Annotated in this window: 13 protein-coding genes; 4 read left to right on the plus strand and 9 right to left on the minus strand. The window is 48.3% G+C overall.

What is annotated here, in order from left to right; all coding sequences use genetic code 11:
* Nucleotides 1-24 precede the first annotated feature (24 nt).
* The 3 genes from GWC95_RS15910 to GWC95_RS15920 are packed head-to-tail and all read left to right on the plus strand — an operon-like array spanning nucleotide 25 to nucleotide 2,117.
* Nucleotides 25-672 carry a hypothetical protein gene (locus GWC95_RS15910; RefSeq protein WP_161819703.1) on the plus strand — a complete coding sequence of 216 codons (648 nt, stop codon included), beginning with the start codon at nucleotides 25-27 and terminating at the stop codon, nucleotides 670-672.
* Complete coding sequence (locus GWC95_RS15915; RefSeq protein ID WP_161819704.1) at nucleotides 636-1,457, plus strand: sensor histidine kinase; 822 nt, start codon at nucleotides 636-638, stop codon at nucleotides 1,455-1,457. The genes GWC95_RS15910 and GWC95_RS15915 overlap by 37 nt, the downstream gene beginning before the upstream one ends.
* A 33-nt stretch (nucleotides 1,458-1,490) precedes the next feature.
* Nucleotides 1,491-2,117 carry a response regulator transcription factor gene (locus tag GWC95_RS15920; RefSeq protein WP_237722179.1) on the plus strand — a complete coding sequence of 209 codons (627 nt, stop codon included), beginning with the start codon at nucleotides 1,491-1,493 and terminating at the stop codon, nucleotides 2,115-2,117.
* Between the two features lie 386 nt (nucleotides 2,118-2,503).
* On the opposite strand, the gene GWC95_RS15925 is transcribed toward GWC95_RS15920, so the two are convergent.
* The 6 genes from GWC95_RS15925 to GWC95_RS15950 form a co-directional block, all read right to left on the minus strand.
* Nucleotides 2,504-3,946, minus strand: coding sequence for a Gfo/Idh/MocA family protein (locus GWC95_RS15925; protein WP_161819706.1), 1,443 nt, complete (start codon nucleotides 3,944-3,946; stop codon nucleotides 2,504-2,506).
* Between the two features lie 168 nt (nucleotides 3,947-4,114).
* Nucleotides 4,115-5,029: an alpha/beta hydrolase gene (locus GWC95_RS15930; RefSeq protein ID WP_161819707.1), complete on the minus strand. Its 915-nt coding sequence runs from the start codon at nucleotides 5,027-5,029 to the stop codon at nucleotides 4,115-4,117.
* Nucleotides 5,030-5,196: 167 nt separating this feature from the next.
* Complete coding sequence (locus tag GWC95_RS15935; protein WP_161819708.1) at nucleotides 5,197-6,894, minus strand: RagB/SusD family nutrient uptake outer membrane protein; 1,698 nt, start codon at nucleotides 6,892-6,894, stop codon at nucleotides 5,197-5,199.
* Nucleotides 6,895-6,905: 11 nt separating this feature from the next.
* Complete coding sequence (locus GWC95_RS15940; protein WP_161819709.1) at nucleotides 6,906-9,917, minus strand: SusC/RagA family TonB-linked outer membrane protein; 3,012 nt, start codon at nucleotides 9,915-9,917, stop codon at nucleotides 6,906-6,908.
* Nucleotides 9,918-10,101: 184 nt separating this feature from the next.
* Nucleotides 10,102-10,989 (minus strand): inositol oxygenase family protein, encoded by an 888-nt coding sequence (locus tag GWC95_RS15945; protein WP_161819710.1) that lies wholly within the window; start codon nucleotides 10,987-10,989, stop codon nucleotides 10,102-10,104.
* A 232-nt stretch (nucleotides 10,990-11,221) separates the two neighbouring features.
* The gene (locus GWC95_RS15950; protein WP_161819711.1) at nucleotides 11,222-12,847 is read right to left on the minus strand and encodes a sodium/sugar symporter; all 1,626 of its coding nucleotides are present in this window, start codon (nucleotides 12,845-12,847) and stop codon (nucleotides 11,222-11,224) included.
* Nucleotides 12,848-13,090: 243 nt separating this feature from the next.
* Here GWC95_RS15950 and GWC95_RS15955 point away from each other — a divergent pair, with 243 nt between their 5' ends.
* A complete protein-coding gene (locus GWC95_RS15955) occupies nucleotides 13,091-14,086 on the plus strand; it encodes a LacI family DNA-binding transcriptional regulator (RefSeq protein WP_237722180.1) in 996 nt (331 codons plus the stop codon).
* Here GWC95_RS15955 and GWC95_RS15960 read toward each other — a convergent pair whose 3' ends face one another.
* The 3 genes from GWC95_RS15960 to GWC95_RS15970 all read right to left on the minus strand — a co-directional run bounded on the left by GWC95_RS15960 (nucleotide 14,087) and on the right by GWC95_RS15970 (nucleotide 16,608).
* Complete coding sequence (locus tag GWC95_RS15960; RefSeq protein ID WP_161819713.1) at nucleotides 14,087-14,716, minus strand: peptidylprolyl isomerase; 630 nt, start codon at nucleotides 14,714-14,716, stop codon at nucleotides 14,087-14,089. It abuts the gene before it with no gap.
* Between the two features lie 81 nt (nucleotides 14,717-14,797).
* On the minus strand, nucleotides 14,798-15,184 hold the full coding sequence (locus GWC95_RS15965; RefSeq protein ID WP_161819714.1) for a hypothetical protein: 387 nt from the start codon (nucleotides 15,182-15,184) through the stop codon (nucleotides 14,798-14,800).
* Between the two features lie 11 nt (nucleotides 15,185-15,195).
* On the minus strand, nucleotides 15,196-16,608 hold the full coding sequence (locus GWC95_RS15970) for an NADH-quinone oxidoreductase subunit N (protein ID WP_161819715.1): 1,413 nt from the start codon (nucleotides 16,606-16,608) through the stop codon (nucleotides 15,196-15,198).
* Between the last annotated feature and the right edge of the window lie 9 nt (nucleotides 16,609-16,617).

Here is a 16,617-nt window from a genome sequence, read left to right on the forward strand (position 1 = left end):
CCGTATAAAACGGGAGTTAATTTTATGCTTCATGTTACCATAGACCTCGCCATATTGATGCTGGCGATTGCGACCGGCTTTGTCAAAGGCGCGCATAAAAAACAAGGCTATCTCAGGCTTCTTCCTTTTTTCCTGCTGCTGATCCTGTGCGTTGAATTTACAGGGCAGATCACGCAATACTATTACATCAACAATACGATGCTGTATAATTTCCTGAGCATCGTGCAATTCATTTTCTATCTCTATTTCTTCAGGCAGGCCATTTATGCAGACCGGAACAAAGCGATCTCGCATTTGATGTGGCTCCTCCCCTTGCTGTGCCTCATCAATATTTTTTTTATACAGGGCACACATGTTTTTCATTCGTACACATTTACATTGGGCAGCGTAACGCTGATACTATTGGGCGTGACCTATTTTTACAGGCTGTTCAAAAGCGACGACCGCCTCGACCTGCTGCGCGAACCCGCATTCTGGATCAGCATCAGCATCGTATTCTTTTATATCTGCAGCCTTTCTTTCGTGAGCCTTATGAATTATATAGCGCACCTGCCCGTTCCTACACGGCTCATGCTTAAAAAAATACTGAAGCTTATCGACGCATTCGCCTATCTTTTCTTTATCATCGCATTCTTATGCCGCAGCAAGAATACCCGGAATTCTTTATACTGACCGCCGTCACCATCGTGATCGCCGTACTTCTTGTAGGGTTTATCGTAACCATTTTTCTCCTGTACCAAAGAAAAAAACTGGTGCAGGAAAAACAGGTACAAAGCATGCGCGCCGCTTTTGAAAAAGAATTGCTCCAGACCAAACTCGAGATCCAGGAAGATGTGCTGAAAAACATTTCGATGGAGATTCACGACAACATCGGACAGATCATGCTGCTCACCAATGTCAACATTTCGATCCTTCAAACCATGCCTTTGCCCGATGGCGCGCCTGAACTGATCAAAGAAACCAAACTGATGCTGAGCAAGGCCACAGAAGATATTTCGCAATTATCGCGCAGCCTTAATTCAGACAGGATCACGGAGATCGGTGTTTTTGCGGCCATCACACACGAGTTGAAACTGATGTCGCAGAAAGGTTTGTTCCAGTCGGCGATCATCAATCAAAACCACATCGATGGAAAATCGCTGCCGAAAGAAACGCAACTGCTTTTGTTCAGGATGTTCCAGGAAATGTGCAACAACATCATCAAGCATGCAAAGGCCACGCTGGTAACGATTTCTGTGGAAGAAAACGAAAGTGGCCTGCAATTGTCTGTTAAAGACAATGGTATTGGTTTTGAATTTAATCCCGCAGCGGGCGAGCAATCTGCGTTCAACGGTGTTGGCTTGCGGAGCCTGCAATCGCGTGTGAATCTTTTCAGGGGAAGTATACACATAGATAGTATTTTGCACGAAGGCACCACGATCAGTATCTTTATACCGGCGGCAGGAACGGGCCTTTAGCATATGATCCCAACAAAAAAGATATCGATAGCAATGGCGGATGACCATGCCATGTTGCGCAAAGGGCTCATCAAGCTCCTGACGGTGATCGGTAATTACGATGCGTTGTTTGATGTAGACAGCGGGAATGAAGTGATCGAACAACTGAAGAACCACAAGATCCCCGATGTGCTGATCCTGGATGTAAACATGGCCGGCCGCGACGGGCAGCAAACCGCGCAGTGGGTAAGCTCGCATTTTCCACAGGTAAAGATCCTGGCACTCTCGATGTTCAACGATGAGGCAACGATACTCAGGATGATACAGGCTGGTGCGAAAGGATACATCACCAAAAACAACGATCCTGAAAAACTGAAAGAAGCGATCGACACCTTATACCAAAAAGGGATTTACCTGCCCGAGTCGCTATCCGAAAAATTATTCAGCGGCATCAAAAACAATGTGCTCGCCATACCCGAAGAACCGGGGCTCGAATTGACCGCGAAGGAAAAAGAATTTCTCTCGCTGTTAACCCAGGAGCTTTCTTACAAAGAGATCGCCGACAGGATGTTCCTCTCCCCGAGAACAATCGACGATTACCGGATCAAACTCACCAAAAAACTGAACGTGAAAGGCAAATCAGGGCTGATCATTTACGCGATCAACAACGGATTGCGGTAATTACTGGCATTTATTACGCACAACTGGCCTGTCCTTTTAAAAATTACGTAGTTCTACGCAAAAATTAGGGGTTTTTACCCCTAATAAAATTAAATCCATCTTGTTAATTTGTACTGGCAAAGCAGTATAGCTACTGATCATGCTTAAAATCCTGGCGCGGCTAAAACATGCGGAACATTGTGTGGAGAGCGCGCGGAACTAATCCTGGTTCTTGTCCTTTACTGGTGAGAAACCACAGTAGTCAATGAAACGTGCGTCGGGGGGCGCACGTTTTTATTTGTGCATGATGAACCGTTTGAATGCGGAGATTTTTCAACCGGAATGTATTACCGGGCGCTACGTTCAAACCAAAAGAAAAGCCGCTCTGGGAGCGGCTTTCGTTGGTCTTATACTTTTGCTTTGGGAACTTTGATGTAATTGGTTCCGTAAGGATAACGTTGTGGCCTTGACAGCAATTTGTTGGCCTCCACATTGCTTTTGAATTTTTCCGTGGTTGGATCCCAGTATAATTTTTGCCCTGGAAATTTCATTGCAGCGTGTGCAACAAGACATGCACTGCACGAGCGGTGCGCCACTTCGATAGGGCTGATGTTTGGCTTTTTGTTTTTGATGGAATCGAGCCAGTTGCGGTGTTGTTCGGGGCTATCGTATAGATGTGTTTCGTTTGGACCGATAACCGACTCAAGTATTTTTTTATCGCTCGCATCAAATGCCGCCATTCTTCCGCCGTTTGATTTCGGGTCGCTCGCGGTGGCGCCGCCGCCACTGCGTGTGCAAAAGATCCATCCCTTGGTTCCTTCGAACTTGATGCCGTTCTGGTATTTGCCGTTTACCACCATCGTTACACCATTGGCATATTTCATGTTCACCTCAAAATCGCCATGCACGTTCCACAGCCCGGCCTTTGGAAAGTCTACTGTGGCTTCGGCTTCAACCGGCCCTGTGTACTCTGTATTCATACCCCAGTGCGCGATATCGATGTGGTGAACGCCCCAGCCGGTGATCATACCCGCGCCAAACTGTTCGAGGCGCAGCCAGCCCGGTCTTGAGTTCACATCCGTTGTTGAATGCACGCGGTCGAGCGTGTAATAGATATAAGGAGTGGATCCGAGCCATGCATCGTAATTGAAACGATCGGGCACCGGCATTTCTTTCGCATCGCCACCCGCAGGATCGCCGGGCAAACCAACGCGCACTGTTTTCAGCGTGCCGATGCGGCCATTGCGTACAAGCTCACATGCTTTTTTAAACTGCGGCCAGGGATCGGCGGAACGCTGCTGGCTGCCCAGTTGGAAAACCACATTTGTTTTGCGGATGATGTCGCTCATCTTACGGCCTTCTTCGATGGTAAGCGATGTGGGCTTCTGGCAATAAATATGTTTGCCCGCCAGCGCGGCTTCGATGGCAACCTGTGCGTGCCAGTGGTCGGGTGTGCTGATCATTACCGCGTCGATGTCTTTATTGGTGAGCAGCTCCTGGTAGTTATCGTACATTTTCACATCCACATAATTCGCCTGCCCGGTTTTTTTTGCGTAAGCATCTTCGATGAATTTTTTTCCACTCACCTGGCGCGCACCATCGTAATCGGCGAGAGCGATCACACGCGCATCATCACATTTAAAAACACAGGGAAGATCGTGCCCCCGCGCGATACGGCCGATACCGATCTGCGCAACATTGATCTTGTTGCTCGGTGCGTTCTGACCGAACACACTTGAAGGAACGATGGTTGGAAAACCGCTGACCGCAATGGCCGAAGCAGCGGTTGCCTTTGCTGAAGTAGTGATAAAATCACGTCTTGAAACACCCGGTTTTTTTTCTTTTTTCATATGGCAATTGTGTGGTTTGGTAAAACTTGGTGTTCTAAATATAGTCTTTGTTTTTAAAAATGCAATCGGTTTCATTTTAACTGCGAAGCACGGAATGCGGAGTAGGAATTGAGCAACGCTAAAGGCGGATCATATATTTCGATTTCGCAATTTGTAGTCCCCGGCCTTTCACTTACCGCTTATAATTTTCCCTGTCATCAGCCATTCTTTCATTCGTTCGGGCCATGTTTCTATGCCGGTGCCCCTGGCCCGCATCCCGTACCCGTGGCCGCCTTTTGCGTAGAGATGCATTTCTGCGGGTATGTTTGCTTTTTTCAATGCGAGGTAATAGAACAGGCTTGTTTCCACCCTTACGCCATCGTCTTCTGTTTGTACCAGGAAGGTGGGCGGTGTTTCTGCAGTGATCGTTAATTCGTTGGCGATCTTGTCGCCCTCGTCTTTTACGGTTAAGTAAGCCGGGTAGACAAGCGCCACGAAATCGGGCCGGCAACTTATTTTATCTGCTTCATCAACCGGGTCGTAAGTGCGTTTGCTGTAGTTGTTGCTGAGCGTTGCAGACAAATGCCCGCCTGCAGAAAAGCCCATGATCCCGATCCTTGCTGCATCGATGCCCCATTTTTGTGCGTTGTAACGAACGAGCCCCAGTGCTCGCTGCGCATCCTGCAGGGGCGGCTGGTATCTTGGAACATCTTTCTTTGCCGGTACGCGGTACTTCAGCAATATGGCGGTGATGCCTATCGAGTTAAGCCATTCGCATACTTCTGTTCCCTCGAGATCGATCGCTAAAATACTATAGCCACCGCCCGGGCAAACCACCATTGCCGCACCCGTATTTTTTTCTTTATCGGGATAATAAACGGTAATGATCGGATCGCTCACATTGGCCAGTCGTATTACCGGCCTGCCTGCCGGTTTATTATCGGTGGGTTTGGTGTTGTCTTTTTCTGCCGGGGGATTGGGTTGTTCACCGGGCGCTCCGTTTGGCCAGAGGCGGATGGGTTCAGAGATCTTTTTCATTTGAGCTAAAGTGATGAGGGGAAAAGCAAGTAAGATTACCGTTGTAATGGAAAGAAGTTTTTTCATGTTGGACCGATTGCGGATCAAAAATTACCACTTTCTTCAAACTATTCAAAAAGACTGCGGGGGCGGTGCCGGTTATCCTGCATTTACCCCAAAAAAAATCCGGAGCTGAAAAGCTCCGGACCTCGATTGTATTGTGCAACCAACTGCGCAAAACAGATTTTTATGCGTTAGTAGCTTGGGTTTTGTTTGAGATAGCCCGGTGTGGCCGCTGCCGCATCGATGGCGGTTTGCGGTATCGGGAACAGGCGTTTCTTAACATCGGTGCTGGTTTTTTCTGTCCAGGTACCTTCGTATTTGTTGAAACGGATCATGTCTGTACGGCGAACCATTTCCCAGTACAGTTCAAACCCTCTTTCGCGGAACAGGAGGTCGAGCGTAATGGCGCCGAGTCCTGTCTGTGCGATCGTACCGTTTACACGTGCCGTTCTCACCTTGTTCACATCCAGCAAAGCTGCAGCCGCATCGTTGTTCTTCCTGAGTTTGGCTTCTGCGCGCATGAGGTAAACATCTGCGAGACGCAGGATGATGATGTCGTGCTCGCCAAAGTTTCTTCCGCTAACAGATGTTTTGCTGAACTCGTATTTGGAAACACGGAAACCGGTGTTGTAATCGCTGCCCGCGGTTGTAAAATCGCAGAGCTCTGTAAACTCAACCGGTTTGGTTGGTTTGCTTCTTGTATCGTAGAACAGTTTTCCAACCAGCATTTTCCCGTTCACGCATTTTGAGAATACGCCGTTCTTCCTGATCAACCCGTATTGCTGCCCTCTTAAAATACCGCGGTTGATGTTGAATGCGGAAGCATCCACACATGAATCGGCGGGGTTTGAATAAATAGACAGGTTCTCTTTGTAAAAACGCGGATCTGCCTGTGCAGGGTCGAGTGTATTTGCATTTACCCATGTACGGTAGAAATCGGAAGTGATACCAGGACCATCCGTTCCGTTCGCCCCGGTGTATGCAGGAAGAGGGAACTGGTCGCCTGAGATCGAGAAATATGCCATACGGTTGTGCCCTGCCAGGTCTGCGCGCTGGTCTACCGCGAAAATGATCTCCTTGTTGGTATGGTTGTTATCGTTGAACAGTGAGAAATAATCTGAAACCAGGCCATGTTCTGGTAATGCAATGATCTTGTCTGTATACTCGATCACTTTGTCCATGTCTGCCTGTGAAAAAGTGAAAGTAGTTGCATACACATCGCGGTACACCGCTGCGTTCAGGTAAAGACGCGCAAGCAATCCCCAAACAGCGGCCTTGGTAAGACGACCGGTTCCTACTGTAGGCACTGTGCTCAGCGTTGGTTCTACGGCAAGAAATTCTGCTTTCAGGTATTCCACCGCGTCGTTGCCTCTCAGGATCTCTGAGGGTTTGTTGAGATCGGCTTTCTTAAACACCACACCATACAGGTCGAGGGTGAGTAAAGAATAGTAAGCGGCCATTCCCCTTGCTTCTGCATAATAGAGTTTTGCATTGGCGTCGGTATTCTTTGCAAGGCCATCCATCGCGGTCACGGCTCTCGAAAGGCCTATGAAGATGTTGTTCCATGTATTGCGCACGTTTGCATCTGAAGAAACGTTCTCGTGTTTGTGCAGCTGCATGTAGATGCCATTGTCGCCCCAATCGGTACCTCCACGGTATGGGAGGATGGCCTCATCGGTTGAAATTTCCTGCAGTGAAAAATAGTTGGTGTGCAGGAACACATCTTCCAGCTTCGCGTAGGTGGGCGCGAGAAGCCCGTCGGCAACCTGCTTATCCGAAAGACCGGCAGCCGAGGTTTCATCGAGGATCTTCTCCTGGAGTTTGGTACAGCCGTTGATCATTGTAATGACTGCAATGAGCGACAGCAATTTGGTTATTCTCTTTGACATTGTCAGTTATTTTAGAATGTAAGATTTAATCCGATAATAAAGGTTCTTGCTTTAGGGTAGCTCAAATAGTCTACGCCATAAGAGAACGCATCATCGATGGCCCTGTCAACATTCACTTCCGGATCAAACCCTTTGTATTTGGTGATCACGAAAAGATTCTGACCGGTTACAGATAAACGCATCGAAGAAACATATTTGCTGATACCCAGTTTTGCTGTGTTGAAAGTATACCCGAGCGACATATTGTTCAAACGCAGGTAAGCTGCATCGTACAGGTACCTGGTACTTACCGGTGCCGAGTTGTTTACAGACTCAGCGGTAAGTGCGATCGCCTCAGGCGTTACATTCACGTTTTTAGACAATTTCAGTTTATAGAAATTCGAATTGGCGGTGTTGTCGTATACTTTGTTTCCTGATACGCCATTGAAGTTCACGCTCAGGTCAAATCCTTTGTAGTTCACACCTCCGTAGAAGCTGTACAAAACATTGGGGAGCGCCGTTCCTGCAGCAACACGGTCGTTATCTGTGATAGCATTGTCGCCATCCAGGTCGCGGAAAGTGCTGATGCCTGATGCATTAACACCTGTCCACTCTTTCAGGAAGAAGGTACCGATCGGTTGCCCGTTGATGTAACCGTTGATGGTTGCACCTGTTAAACCCGAACCCTGTGCAGACCCTGAAGGGATAACGCTTGAAGGGGATCCGGAAACATTGTTCTTGATAAACGTTGCATTCGCACCGATGTTGTAACCAATGCCTTTCGACGCTTTCTGTGTGTATTCCAACTCCAGCTCAAGACCTTTGTTGGTGATCTTCATGTCTTTGAAATTGTTCCAGTAGTAGGTGGTTGGCGCAACAGGATCCGGCGGCAGTACGCGCAGGAGAATGTTGTTCGATACTTTGTTGAACCAGTCGATCGTACCGGTCAGCTTTCCGCCGAACAAACTGAATTCCAATCCCACATCCGTTTGTGAAGAGGTTTCCCACTGGATGTTCGGGTTTTCTGTTCTTGTGTAAACAAGTCCTGAAGGATAAGGCCCCGATCCCAAAGGATAACTGGTTCCTGTACCCGGGTTAAACAAGGCTTTGGAAATTCTTGAAGGAATCTCCTGGTTACCTGTAATACCCCAGCCGGCTCTCAGTTTCAGGTTGCTGAAGAACGAGTTCTTCATGAAGGCCTCGTCTGAGATTTTCCAGCCTGCAGAGAACGATGGCAGGTATGCGTATTTATTGTTCTCACCGAATTTGGAAGAACCATCTGCCCTGAAATTAACGGTCAGCAGGTATTTACCGGCATACGAATAGTTCAAACGCCCGAAGAAAGATTGCAATTCATTTTCGATCGCTGTTCCACCCGGCCTGTTGTCTGCCAGCGTGAGCGTGGTTCCCAGTCCCGGGTTGTAGATCGGGTCGAGGTTGGTAACAGGGAAACCGCTGATGCTGCTCCATCTTGTCTGGATAAAGATCTTCTGGTAAGAATGACCCGCCAGCGCAGAGAAACTATGTTGCCCGCTGGTAAGGTTATAGGTAAGGTAGTTCTCAACCAGCCTGTTGCGGTTAACGTAATAGTTGTTTTCCAGACGTCCCAGGCGAACCGGAACGAGGTATGGCAATGCTTCCACATCACGTGTTGATGTTGAATTGTCGATACCGAAGTTCAGTTTGTACGAAAGGTTTTTGGTGAGCTTCAGGGTTGCGGTGATGTTTCCGAGGATCCTGTTGATGTCGGAAACTTCTTTATCGAGCGCAATGTTGAGCAATGGGTTGTTGAAGCTGTTGTAACCGATAAAATTACCGTTTGCATCTACGGCTTTATAGGTAGGGTTATTGGTCAATGCATCACCGATGATCCCGTTGAGTGCGCTTGGCCTCCTGTTGTTGGTAGCAGAATAGGTCATGTTCGCTTCAAGGGTAAGCTTGTCGTCGAAAAGCCTTTGGGTTACATTGAACCTTCCTGTGTAGCGGTCGAGTGAATTTCCTTTGATGATACCCTCCTGTTTCTGCATACCGAATGATGCGAAGTAGGTAAGTTTATCAGAACCGCCGCTCATGGTAAGGTTATGGTTTTGGGTGATCGCGTTGCGGGTGATCACATCCAGCCAGTCTGTGCTCGCGCCGCCATCATCCAATACGCCACCAACTTTGGGAACGTTGCTTCGGAAATCGGCTGCCGACAAAACATTTATTTTTCTTGCGATCTGCGAAAAGCCAACGCTTGAGTTCAGTGCGAGTTTGGCCGTGCCTGCTTTTCCTTTTTTGGTGGTGATGATGATCACACCGTTTGCGCCACGTGTACCATAGATCGCGGTTGCGGAGGCATCTTTCAATACATCGATCGATTCGATATCTGCGGTGTTGAGGAAGTTGAGCGGGTCGCCGCTTCCGGTGCTTGCGTTATCGAGCGGGAACCCGTCGATCACAAACAAAGGTGTGTTACCCGTTCTTACGCCACCGGGCCCGCGGATGGTGATGCCCTGTGTTGCACCCGGCTCGCCGGTAGCAGAAGTAACGTTCACACCCGATACTTTACCCTGGAGCAATTGCTGCGGTGTGTTAACGATACCTTTATTGAACGCTTCTGCACGTACGGATTTAACGGCGCCGGTCACATCTTTTTTGCGTTGTGAGCCGTAACCTACCATTACTACTTCCGACAGTTCGGTGGCAGAAGGCATCATGGAAATGGAAACGCTGGTACGTGAGCCCACAGTGATCTCCTGTGCTTCGTAACCGATATAGGTGATCACCAGTACGCTGTTACCACCCGGCACCGAGATGCTGAATGCACCATTGGCATCTGAAGTGGTACTTTTCGAGGTACCCTTAATCATGATTGTGGCGCCGGAAAGCGGGTTGCCATTGGCATTGTCGCGAACCGTTCCGGTTACCGTCTGATCAAAAGGGGCCATTGTACCGTTTTTTCCTGCGGCCATAGCATCGGCCGGCGGAAACAAACAAATACAGCCCAGCATTACAGCGCACATGAGTTTGAGCGTACGCTGTAAAAAAAAGATTTTACTCATTTGAAGAAGTTTTGTTTTGGTTACAAAAAAACAGAAAGCATGCAACATAGACCATTTAATCCTGAAAACCGTTGCGCAAAAAATAAAAGAACACCCGGTTACCGGTTTTCGCGCAAAACTATCAGGTCAATACATAGGTATCTGCAAGTGTATGTTACTTTACTATTAACTATTGAACGGAGCCCTAGAATTTCAAGGTTGCAGGCAGGTATTTTGCCACCAGCGCCTCGTAATAGGGTTTTAGCTCCGCCCAGCTTTTCTGGTTTGGATTTTTGGAATAGAGATCGTACGGGTTAAACTTGTCGACCCATTTGAACATCGCATGGTCGTGCTCGTCCATCAGGTGGTCGTAAGCTTTTTCCCTGTGTTGTGAATAGAAGGAATGGTAACGCAGCATATACAACCCTTCTTCCGGCAGGTAATCCTTCATCATGTGGTACACGTATTCATCGTGGCCCCACGACATGTGTACGTTTTTCAGTCCACAATTAGGTGTATATACGCCGTATTTGGTGTTGTATTTTTCGTTGTGAATATCTGGGTTGAATTGAAAGAACTCAGGGTAAACGATCTTGTCCGAGAAAGCGCATCCTACCGGGAAGGTATCGCCCACCACGGCCCATTGCGGTTCGCCAAAAAGGCACAGCACTTTTCCCATATCGTGGATCAGGCCAACAAGCACAAACCAGTCTGGGTGGCCGTCGTTGCGGATCGCTTCGGAGGTTTGCAGCAGGTGCTGCATCTGGTCGAGGTCTGTATCAGGGTCTGAATCGTCCACCAGCTCGTTCAAAAAATTGAAAGCATCCCAGATGGGCATTTCCCTTTTGTTGAACCGGAGGTAGTCGGCTTTCTTTTCCAGTACAAAATCGTAGGTCTGGTAAGTGTGGTTGAGGCGGTAAAACTCTTTCACCGTATCGCGGCCGGGTGTTTCGTAATTACGGAACTCTTCGGTGGATTTGTTGGTGGCGATGGCATTCGGATCGGGATAGCGTTCCAGCACATCCCTCTCCCATTCATCCAGGTTCGCCAGAGGCGCAATGATCTCTTCAGGTAAATTGGTGTTGGCTGACATGACAAGCAGGTTTAAAATGATTACATCAATCGTCTTATTAAAATTAGAATGTTGGACAGCGAGTTGCGTGGGTTTGGGGGTATTTATTTACTTAACCGATTAAGTACGGATCCGGCTTACCTCGTGCCTTTTACACCACAGGTTTGAGGCTTTTTGCGGAATTGTGCATGATCGGTCATCAATAAAAAAACTCCGTATTTGTTGCATAGAACAACTCAATAATATGTTGTTTTTACCAGAATACCGTGTAAAGTGCGGCCAGCATTCCGCAAATGATCACCGATCCTATGACAAAGCTCATGGGAACCCTGAACATCGCGGTATCAACTTCGATCACATGGTCGTTTTTGTCTTTCGGCCAGATCTTGCTGACGATGATCATCACCAGTACGATCAGCACAAAATCGATCTCCATACGGTTGAGGAACGGCAGTGCAGGAAATGCGCCGTTGGTCCAGTTCGGTAAAAATTTAAGCACCGTAGAGATCGGGATGGTGAGCAATGCGCCCGACATGGCCGCGCCTGCGGTGGTTGGTTTCCAGAAGAAGCCGAGTAAGAAAATGGCCAGCACGCCGGGCGAAATAAACCCGACATATTCCTGTATGAACTGGTAGGCCTGGTCGAGCGAGCGAAGCGCCGGTGTTACCAGCGCGGCCACCAGCATCGCGATGATCACGGCCCACCTGCCCACGCGCACAAGTTTCTTATCGGTGGCCTCCCTGTTGAAATATTTTTTGTAGATATCCAGTGAGAAAATGGTGGAGATGCTGTTTGCTTTCCCCGCAAGCGATGCAACAATGGCCGCGGTAAGTGCGGCAAAGGCAACGCCTTTCAAACCCGGGGGCAACAGGTTCATCAATGTTGGGTAGGCATGATCGGGTTTTACAATTCCACCGTCCGACATCTCCGCCTGGTATCCGCCGTTCTTAAACAGCACAAACATGGCGATGCCCGGCAGAACGGCGATAACAGGGATCAGCATTTTCAAAAAGGCGGCAAACAAGATCCCTTTCCGCGCCGTTTGCAGGTCTGCACCCAGCGCACGTTGTACGATGTATTGGTTGCAGCCCCAGTAGGCCAGGTTGTTGATGAGCATCCCCCCGATGAGAACAGAAATGCCAGGGAGCTCGGGATAATATTTATCCCCCTTGTTAAAGATCATGTGAAAATGATCCGGCGCCTCTTTCCGCAGTATGCCCAGGCCTTTCCATATGTCTTTTCCAAAACCAAAATTTTCCGATAACAGCGTAAGCGCGAGGTAAGTGGTAACGAGCCCGCCAACGATCAGCACCAGTACCTGCACCACATCGGTATAACCGATCACTTTCATTCCGCCAAGCGTAACGATCACGGAGAACAAACTGAGTCCTGCGATACACCATTCAAAACTGATGTTCGAAATAGACGATATCGCAAGCGCTCCCAGGTAAATGATGGAAGTAAGGTTTACAAACACATACACCAGCAGCCAGAATACGGCCATGATGGTGCTTACTTTGTCGTTGTATCTTTTCGAGAGGAACTGCGGCATCGTAAAGATGCGGTTCTTCAGGTAAACGGGGATGATGAAAACGGCAACCACCAGCAAAGTAGCGGCGGCCATCCACTCGTACGTAGAGATGGCGAGGCCCAATGCAAAACCTGAGCCCGACATGCCGATAAAATGTTCTGCCGAAATATTGGACGCGATCAGTGAAGCCCCGATGGCCCACCAGGTAAGCGACCCTTCGGCCAGAAAGAACTCGGTAGAAGTAGTTGTCTTCGTTCTTTTCTTCTGGTAAACATAATAACCGTAGGCACTGATGGCGATGAAATAAATAAAAAATACAATGTAGTCAGCAGTCTGGAGCTTGTTCATGGTGGCAATCGTTGGTTTTAGCCCGGGCGGTTATGGCTTGATTGATCCCGGAGCTTTTCTGAAAATAGTACCGAAATCGAATTTATAGGAAAAAAACTACTTAACCGTTTAAGCGGCGCGCCGGGAACGGTTCCGTTGACCAAAGACCACGGGCCATGGCGCCTTCCCGAAACCTTGTCATATCAGTCCATTTCCCTAATTTACAGTCAATCGATCTGCTGCATGGACAACATCACGATTAAAATGTTAGCCAAGGAACTGAACCTGTCTACCGCCGCCATTTCCAAGGCGCTGCGCGACAGCCATGAGATCAGTACGCCCACCAAGCAGCGGGTGCAGGAGCTGGCGAGCCGGCTCAATTATATTCCCAATGCCTATGCGGGCAGTTTGCGCATCAGGAAAAGCAAAACCATTGCGGTGGTACTTCCTGAAGTGGCGGATAGTTTTTTTTCGCAGGCCATCAATGGCATTGAAGCGATCGCAGAAGAAAGGGGATACCATGTACTCATCTATCTTACCCACGAAAATTTTTCGCGCGAAGAAGCCATCCTGAAGGATTTTCAAAGCGGCCGCGTAGACGGGGTGCTGATGTCGCTTACCGCCGAAACAGCGAGCTACAAACACATCAACGATCTCAGCAGCAGGAACATTCCATTGGTATTTTTCGACCGTGTTTGCGAAGAGGCCAATACGGCAAAGATCACGACCAACGATCTTGAAAGCAGTTACAAGGCCACGCAGCACCTGGTTGATTGCGGTTGCAGGAACATTGCGCTGTTGTCTATTTCGGATTGCCTTTCCATCAGCAACAAACGGAAAGAAGGGTATGAAAAAGCATTGGCCGATAACCGTGTGCCGCAAGGGCCTTTGAATATTTTTTGCGGGAACGACCCTGCAAAAAATGTGGCCGCGCTAAAAACCATCCTGCAGAAAAAAGACCGTCCCGATGGCGTGATCGCTTCTGTTGAAAAATTAACGACCGATGTTTACCTCGCTTGTAAGGAGCTGGGCCTCTCGATACCGGGTGATATGAAAGTGGTTAGCTTTTCAAACCTTTCTTCAGCAAGCATTCTCAACCCCTCGCTCACAACGGTTACACAACCCGCGTATGAAATGGGAAAAACGGCTGCGATCATTCTTTTCAAATCGCTGGAGAAAAAAAATTTTGTGTTGCACGATGAATGCTTAACCCTTCCCTCGGAGCTGATCGTGCGCGGTTCTACTGTTGCAGGTAAATAATTATTTTCTTTTCCCGGTGATGTATATGCGTTTGATGGAATCGAGCAAGGGAAATCTTTCAAGGAACACCTTTTTGCTGATGAACATAGAGTCGTATTTCGCAAATACTTTGTCTCCATAGCCTTTGTACAGTGTATCTGCCACTTCCATCCCGGCCGTAACTTTTCCCAGCACGGGAAATCCCGTTACACCGCTATAGGTGATCGTGTCGAGGCGGTTGTTGTTCCTGAGGTTGATAAAAAGATGGATCCCCCGCGTATTCTTCCCGCTTCTTGCAAAAGCGATGGTGCCGCGGTCGTTGCCTTGTTTAACGGGCTCATCGGGAACGGGATGGTTCTTCCATAATTTTTCTTCCGTAGAATCATCCGTACCAAACTGCGCAACAAAATTGGGCACCACCCGGTAAAACAAGATATGGTCGTAGGTACCGTGTTTGATCTGCGTATACAAGCGGTCAACCGCAAGCGGCGACCACTCCCTTGTAAACTCCGCATCAATGTTTCCTTTTGATGTTTCAAAACGTGCGGTAAAATGCGCGGGCGCTTTTTGTTTCAACCAGCGCTCCCTGAAAAGCGGCTTCCCGCAAGCTGATAGGACAAGGATGATTGCAAATAAGAAAAATGGTTTCATGCTGCCTGGTTTACTGAGCCGTAAATATAATACATGGATCCGACGGGATACGGATCCGCTTCAAAAGACAATGACCATCCTTTAGCGGTTCTCATAATACGGCACCTCATCGTGCGCGATGCTTTCGTGCTGTTGCCAATAGGCAAGTGTTACAACCCGCCCGTCGCGGGTTTTGAGCAACCTTCCAAAAATTGCGTTGATGGGATTGAACATCAGGTCTGTAACACCAACCGTAAATGTTTCCGGCGCGGCGCTTGCAACTTCTGCAGGAGGCTCAGCAGGCTCTGTAGCGGCAGCCGCAGGTGCAGCCGTTTTTGCCGGCGGAGAGCCAACAACAACAACGGTATAGCCGTTGAGCGAGAGCAATTGTTTTAAAAAACCGACACGTGCAGGCAGCACGTTTTTTTCCACGATGGCACATTTGGTTCCATCCAGTTCTTCAGATTCGTGGTTTTTATTGATAGCCATATTGCGGATGTTTAGATTCCTGAACTGAGTGAAAAAACATGATCATAAATACAACCAAGCAAGCCTGCAACGATGATGCCGATCACGCATGCGTACAATGAAAGCCTGCTCCAGGCCGGAACAGCGATCTTCTCAACCGGGGTGTCGCTCTCCTCCATGAACATTGCTTTTACAAGACGCAGGTAGTAATAAAAAGAGATCACCATATTCAATGCGGCGATAACGATCAACCAGTAATTACCTCTGGCGGCGCCGGCAAACAGCAAAAAGAATTTACCAAAAAAACCAGCCGTTGGCGGAACGCCCGCGAGAGAGAACAGCGCGATCGTTAATACCCATGTAAGCATCGGGTTGGTCTTGTACAGCCCTTTGTAGCCGTCTATATTTTCCCTTCCCATTACCGCACTGATCAATGAGATCACACCAAATGCCGCAAGATTGGAGAACACATATACGAGCACAAAATAAACAACCGATGCCATCCCTTCCCGCGATCCGGCGGAAATACCCACCAGGATAAAACCCACCTGAGCGATAGAAGAAAAGGCAAGAAACCGTTTTACGTTGTTTTGCCGCAGCGCAAATAAATTACCGGTGCTGATCGTAAGCAACGACAATACAAACAGCATATGGTACCAGGCTTCCTGCAGCGGTTTGAACACCGTGTACAATACGGGAACAAAAACAAACAACACCGCGGCTTTCGACACCACAGACAAGTACGCAGTTACCGCAACGGGCGCTCCTTCGTATACATCGGCCGTCCACAAATGAAAGGGCACCGCCGAAATCTTGAAGGCAACCCCGGAAAGAAAAAGAATGAATGCAAACAGGTGCAGTGCATCGCCGGCGATGAGCTTCGCTGCCAATTCAGCAAAATCGACGGATCCGCTTATGCCATATAAAAAAGAAATACCCAGCAACAACAGGGCGGATGAAAAGGCCGATGAAATGATCATCTTAAAAGCGGCCTCTGATGATTGTTTCTTCGACAGGTCAAAATTAACCGCAGCAGCCAACGGTATGGTTGAAAGTTCGAGCGACAGGTAGAACATCAACAAATTGGAAGTGGATAGCATGAAGAACATGCCAAGCAGGGCAGAAAGCAGCAACACATAAAACTCGATCACGTGTTTGTGTGTTTTCAGCCATGCATACGATTGCATGGAGATGATGCAAAAGGCGAAGTTGAGTATGTTCTTTTCAAATATCACCAATGCATTGGACCGGAACATTCCGTTGAATACCGCTCCTTCTTTTCCAAAGAAAAAACCGGATGCGAAATTGAGCAGCAGCAGTACATTTACCAGGTTCAGTATGGCCTCATTGCTCCTGTCTTTGCCCAGCTTGAGCATGAGCAGGAGAAAAATAAGCACGCTTACAACGAGCTCCTGTTTCAATAATATTAAAAAATCAATTCCCATAATTCAGTT

The organism is Sediminibacterium roseum (assembly GCF_009939005.1).
GTDB lineage: Bacteria > Bacteroidota > Bacteroidia > Chitinophagales > Chitinophagaceae > Sediminibacterium > Sediminibacterium roseum.